This window comes from Tenacibaculum finnmarkense genomovar ulcerans, assembly GCF_900239495.1.
GTDB lineage: Bacteria > Bacteroidota > Bacteroidia > Flavobacteriales > Flavobacteriaceae > Polaribacter > Polaribacter ulcerans.
The window spans coordinates 72,088-76,228 of the sequence record NZ_OENE01000014.1 but is presented as its reverse complement, the minus strand read 5'-3'; the positions used below and the strand labels follow the sequence as shown (position 1 = coordinate 76,228).

At 30.9% G+C, this 4,141-nt stretch carries 4 protein-coding genes; 2 read left to right on the top strand and 2 right to left on the bottom strand.

The genetic code is table 11. From position 1 onward, the window contains the following. Positions 1-263: 263 nt before the first annotated feature. Positions 264-1,421 carry a DUF3800 domain-containing protein gene (locus DPIF8902391_RS05065; RefSeq protein WP_172505213.1) on the top strand — a complete coding sequence of 386 codons (1,158 nt, stop codon included), beginning with the start codon at positions 264-266 and terminating at the stop codon, positions 1,419-1,421. A 260-nt stretch (positions 1,422-1,681) separates the two neighbouring features. Here the strand turns inward: DPIF8902391_RS05065 and DPIF8902391_RS05060 are convergent, their stop codons facing one another. Together DPIF8902391_RS05060 and DPIF8902391_RS05055 are read right to left on the bottom strand one after the other, a co-directional pair. After that, entirely contained in the window at positions 1,682-2,827 is a 1,146-nt protein-coding gene (locus tag DPIF8902391_RS05060; RefSeq protein ID WP_172505212.1) for an IS91 family transposase, read from the bottom strand. Beyond that, entirely contained in the window at positions 2,827-3,441 is a 615-nt protein-coding gene (locus DPIF8902391_RS05055; protein ID WP_172505211.1) for a tyrosine-type recombinase/integrase, read from the bottom strand. The genes DPIF8902391_RS05060 and DPIF8902391_RS05055 overlap by 1 nt, the downstream gene beginning before the upstream one ends. Before the next feature lie 255 nt (positions 3,442-3,696). Between DPIF8902391_RS05055 and DPIF8902391_RS05050 the strand changes: the two genes are divergently transcribed. Continuing rightward, positions 3,697-4,131, top strand: coding sequence for a hypothetical protein (locus DPIF8902391_RS05050; RefSeq protein ID WP_172505210.1), 435 nt, complete (start codon positions 3,697-3,699; stop codon positions 4,129-4,131). Positions 4,132-4,141: the final 10 nt, after the last annotated feature.

Here is a 4,141-nt window from a genome sequence, read left to right as displayed (position 1 = left end):
ACGTTACTCCTGCGCATAAGGGACTTGCACCCTCTAGATTAATAAACTACCTTTCGGTAGTCAAAAGATGCCCATGCTGGGCACACACACCGTATAAAAATAATTGCGGTTAGTGCTTAATCAAAAGTCGTTGCTTGTTTGTAACGTCTGATTTTCCTTCGGAAAATCCTCGCATACAAACCCGCAACTATTCTTATACATAAACATTGTAGCTAATTTACGAAACCAGAAAAAAAGTCAACCTATTTTCAGAACAATACAAAATGGAAAAAGCATATATTTTTATAGATGAATATGGTAACTCACACTTAGATTTATCTAAAAACTCAACACCTAGTCATTTTATTTATTCATCTATAATTATAAAAGAATCTGATTTAAACAAAGCCCGTGAATTAAGAAAAGAAATTTGTAAAAAACATAGACTTGGAGCTGATATTAAATCTAAAAACATAAAGAAAAAATTCTTTGAAAGAAGACTCAATATATTAAAAGATTTAAAAGAAAATTTAGATTTTACTATAGATGTTTTAGTCATCGATAAGGAAAAGTTAAATTTTGAAACAGGAGGACTAAAACATAAACAAGTTTTTTATAAATATTTCCAAAAAACATTTGTCACTAAATACAATAATATCTACAACTCTTTTAGTATATATTTAGACAAATTAGGACATGACAATTTTAGAAATGAATTAGTTAAATTCGTTTCTGAAAAAGGTATACAAAGAGATTTATTTAACCCAAATAGAACCTATGAGCTTGCGGACGACAAAACCGAAGAAAAACTAGTGCAATTTGCAGATATTATTGCAGGTTCTATCGGAAGAGTATTTTGTTTAAGTGATTTTGAGGAAGAGTATAATCAAATTTATGAAATACTTCACACTAGAATGTCTGTAAGTTATTTCCCTTATTTAAAATCAAAAACTAATTTAATCAGTAATTCACCAAAACTTACAAAAGAAATAACAGAACTAAATTTAGAGGTCTTAAAAAATTATATGGATAACACTTTAAAAAGTGAAAATCATTTAAAAAGAAGATTACTAGAATACCTCTATACTAGTTCAAAAATAGATTCCGAAAGACTTGTTCCTAGTTATGAAATAGTCAATTATTTAAAAAATTTTACAAAAAAAATTGATGAGCCTAAACTTCGAATAATTGTGCGTGACTTGAGATATGAAGGTTTATTTATCATAAGTCATTCGGGAAAACCAGGATATAAACTAGCATCTAATTATCAAGATATAGAAATGCATTTTACTCATTTTATGAAATACATAATACCAATGTTGAAAAAAATTGAAATTTTAAATCAAAAAATTTCACAATTATCTTTCAATAAAATAAATCCTCTTGAAAAAGATGAGCAATTTATTCAAATAAAAAAATTAATTGAACAAACAAAAAACTAGCTACAATAACTAAGCATATGGCCTGCCGATAGGCCAAGGCTATATGCATTGTTGACTGATCCGATATTCAGGATAAGGGGTAATTCGATAACTATTTTTGTGTTTCTTTAAAATTCGGTAGACTTCACTATTATTTTTTAGCCTATTTTTACATTTTATAGTAATTAAAGGTAACCTACAACCCTGTTTTTAAGCGTAATAATATTCTTTTTTTACCTTTAGGCATCAGTCGTCTGAGTAAATTGTGGATGAATTTACTACTAAATGTATTTACTTATTTTACGCATCACTATCTGTCTATAATTTTCGGGAGGCCCTCGCCCATCGAAGGTTAAAAGTGTAATTAATGTTCCTTTTTTACAACTTGGGCAGACGTTTAATAATGATTTTTCACTGTCGATATAAACTCCTAAAACCTCTTTATCTCTATCTAATAATTGCAGTTGTATTTGTGGTAGTTTTTCCCTTTTCCAACTGCTACTTAAAAATCCATAATGACGAATTCGGGTAAACCCTTTTGGTAAAATATGGTTTTGAAAACGACGTATAAAATCTTTAAAAGATAATGTTAGGGTTGTTTTTCGTCCTCCATTTCGGTATTCTTTCAGGCTGAAAGTAACTTCCTTTTTTTGCTTATCAATGGCTAATATTCGAGAATTACTAATGGCTATTTTATGGGTATATCGACCTAAATATTCTATTATATTTTCTGGATTTCCAAAAGGTGATTTTGCATAAACGACCCATTTTTTATCAAATAATCTATCGTACACATCCTGCTTAATTTCTGGTAATTGTTTTCTGAGTTTGGCTATAAAAACACCTCTAAATTTTTTACTCAAAGCCTTAACACTAAACAAAAAATCGTTTTTACCGGTTCCGTTTTTCCAATAACCAGCTTTGCTTACTCCACCTTTAGGAACGATGCAATGCAAGTGAGGGTGCAAACTTAAATTCTGCCCCCAAGTATGTAAAATGGCGATCATTCCCATTTTTGCACCTAAATGTTTGGGATTATTTCCAAAAGTGCTTAACGTTTGCCAGACACTATCAAATAAAATTTTGTAAACCTTTTTCGGGTGTGATAAAGCTATCGGATTTAAATGATGCGGTATCGTAAAAACAACATGGAAATACGGTACATTCAAGAGTTCCTTTCGCCTTGCCTGAATCCACTGATGTTGTTTGTGTCCTTGACAGATTGAACAGTGCCGATTTCTGCATGAATTAAACTGTAAATGCAATTTATGACAGTGAGAACACCAATCTAAATGACCACCTAACGCCTTGGTTCTACATTTTCTTAGCGCATGTAAAGTTCGTAAATGCCAACTTGTATTTGTTAGTTTGTTTAAATTATCTAGCTCCAAATTCAACACATCTGAAACCGTGTATTTCGCATACATTACTTGTTATATAAGGTGTCTAACGGACTAAATTTATCAGAGCTTCCTGTATTAGCTACATGCAAATAAACCATGGTTGTTTCAATATGTGCATGCCCTAAAAGCTCTTTTAAGCTGATAATATTTAAGCCATCTTCTAATAAATGTGTAGCGTAGGAATGTAATCCACATCCATATAACATACCTAAAATTAGGCGATGCTTTAAATATTTGGGACTCGCCAATAATTGCCGAACTTCCTTTTTATTGAGAACTATTGGAAGATCTCTTTGGCGCTTAATTTGCGGTAATCGCAAGCGTTTTTGCTCCATCCCCATCACCTTATAAGCCGAGCGAAGTCCGTAAATAGTATGCTTAAAAAAACTTTCTGAAGGTGTATTGTGAAGATTTTGACAATGATAAAGATAATCGTCAATAGCTTCTGTTTCTAAAAGTTCAGGAGAAATTTTATAATACAAAGCCAAATGCCCTAAACATCGTAAATAATTAGTTAATGTACTGGTAGATTTGCCGTTAATTGAAAAACTTTTCGTAAGTTTATCTACAAGAACTTCGAACTGAGGAACTCTTTCCAAAGCCGTTTCAATAATGGTTTTACTTTTTTTTTGATACATAACTCTACTTTTTTAAGATTAAGTAATAAGTTAGTTCTTTTAAAGTAATAATTGGAAAGAGCTTCCGAGGTACGAGGATTAGTTCAACAGTATGCATAGTTCATTGCTTGTTGATTTTCTTGCAGAAAATCCTCGCGCATGTTCAAGTTTTAGTTTTTTAAACTATATTAGTGCTATGATTTCGTAACGAAACCATGCACAAGTACGTTGGCAACAATTTGAAAAAATTAACATTAATATTAAATAATCAATTTTATGAAAAAAAGCACATTATTAATTACAGCAATTACAATTTCATCCTCAATCTTATTATCAAGTTGTGGAGTAATGTTTGGAGGAAGCAAATACAATGCTAACATTAAAGTAAAAGACCATCCAAATGCCGAAATTTACGCCAATGGAGAAAAAATTGGAACTGGGGAAGTTTCTACTTCGTTTAAACGAAATCAACCATTGAAAGTTGAAGTAAAGCAAGATAAGTGCGAACCAAAAACTAAAAACTTTGACAACAAATTTAGAACAGGAAATTTTATTTTGAGTGCTATTTCTTGGGGATTGATAGGAATTGGTGTCGATTTAGGAACTGGAGCATCATATAAACCTGACCATAAAAATGACCCAGCTATAGAAAAATTATCTGACAAAAATTACAAATTTACAGTCGACTATTCTGAATGTAAAGAACAATAAAAACTTTTGC

Bases quoted from the DNA above. Each gene is read 5' to 3' on its own strand.
- DPIF8902391_RS05065 (WP_172505213.1), top strand. From the start codon at position 264: ATGGAAAAAGCATATATTTTTATAGATGAATATGGTAACTCACACTTA.
- DPIF8902391_RS05060 (WP_172505212.1), bottom strand. From the start codon at position 2,827: ATGTATGCGAAATACACGGTTTCAGATGTGTTGAATTTGGAGCTAGAT.
- DPIF8902391_RS05055 (WP_172505211.1), bottom strand. From the start codon at position 3,441: ATGTATCAAAAAAAAAGTAAAACCATTATTGAAACGGCTTTGGAAAGA.
- DPIF8902391_RS05050 (WP_172505210.1), top strand. From the start codon at position 3,697: ATGAAAAAAAGCACATTATTAATTACAGCAATTACAATTTCATCCTCA.